The 1487-nt window shown below is 71.2% G+C and carries 1 protein-coding gene; it reads left to right on the top strand.

Features of this window, described 5'->3' with window-relative positions; all coding sequences use genetic code 11:
- The first annotated feature begins 25 nt into the window (after positions 1-25).
- The gene (locus ACWD0Y_RS36625) at positions 26-1486 is read left to right on the top strand and encodes an LCP family protein (protein ID WP_450264572.1); all 1461 of its coding nucleotides are present in this window, start codon (positions 26-28) and stop codon (positions 1484-1486) included.
- Position 1487 lies beyond the last annotated feature (1 nt).

Here is a 1487-nt window from a genome sequence, read left to right as displayed (position 1 = left end):
CGCGACTGTAAAGTTCACGCATCGCATGCAGTGGTGGTCGGGGACGGACGAAGACGAAGGCCCGGAGGGCGTCAGAGTGGGTACGCAGGACAGGAGGCGGCACGGTCGCCGGGCGCAGCCGGCGGGGCGGCGCCGCAGGGTGGAGGGGCGGCCGGCCCGGCTGACCCGGCGGGGGCGAATAGCGCTGTGGGCGGGCGGGGCGCTGGCCGCTGTGGTGCTGGTGACGGCCGGGGCGGGGGCCTGGGTCTATGCGGGGCTGGACGGGAACATCGGGTCCGCGGACGTGGAGGACCGGCTGGGCGGTGACCGGCCGGTCAATCTGAGTCCGGGGTCGAAGAACATCCTGGTGGTGGGGTCCGACTCGCGGGAGGGGAAGAACGCGAAGTACGGCCGGGACCTGGACACCATGCACTCGGACACGCTGATGGTGATGCATCTGTCGGCGGACCGGGAGTGGGCGACCGTGGTGTCGCTGCCGCGTGATTCGTGGGTGAGCCTGCCGGCCTGCGACCGCGGTGACGGAACGACGTCCGCCCCCGGCCATGCCAAGATCAACACTTCCTTCGCGGTCGGCGGCACGGGCGGTGAGGTGGCGGGGGCCGCCGCCTGCACGATCAAGACGGTGGAGCAGTCCACCGGTCTGCGGATCGACCATTTCATGTCCGTCGACTTCCAGGGCTTCAAGGGCATGGTCAACGCTCTGGGCGGCATCGAGGTCTGTCCCCGCACGGCGATCCGGGACAAGAAGGCGCACCTGGACCTGGAGGCCGGCTGCCAGAGGGTCCGGGACGAGAAGGCGCTGGGGTATGTGCGGACCCGCTACAGCGTCGGTGACGGTTCGGACCTGGGCCGCATCGGGCGCCAGCAGGAGTTCATGCAGGCGCTGGCGGCCAGGGCGAAGCAGAAGCTGACCAGTCCGGCCGATCTGTACGGGTTCCTGGACGCGGCCACCCAGTCCCTGACCACCGACGCGAAGCTGGCCGGGATCAAGCCGCTGACCGCTCTCGCGAACGAGATCAAGGGCATTCCGGGCGACCGGCTGACCTTCCTGACGGTGCCGAACTACGGGCGCGAGGCGGACGTTCCCTCGGACCGGGCCAATGTGGTGTGGCAGTACCCGCAGGCGGCCGGCCTGTTCACCTCGCTGGCCCGGGACCGGGAGGTGGACAAGAAGAAGCTGGCGGCCGACTCGGCGGGGCCGGTGTACGCCGCCACGGTGCGGGTGCAGGTCCTCAACGGCAGCGGGGTGCCCGGCCAGGCCGCGAAGGTCGCCCAGACGCTGAGGTCCGCCGGCTACACCGTCACCGGCACCGGCAACGCGCCCGCCGCCGCGCCCAAGAGCACGGTCACCTATCCCCGGGGCCTGGAGAAGCAGGCCGGGGTACTCGCCTCCCGGCTGCCCGGTGTCACGGCGAAACAGGACGCGAGCGCGGTGGCCGGCGCCGTCACCCTCGTCGTGGGCACGGACTTCAACGGCATCCGCTGAC

The sequence above is a fragment of the Streptomyces altiplanensis genome (genome assembly GCF_053591575.1).
Note: the sequence above shows the minus strand (reverse complement) of the source record. Positions and strands in the feature narration are given on the sequence as shown.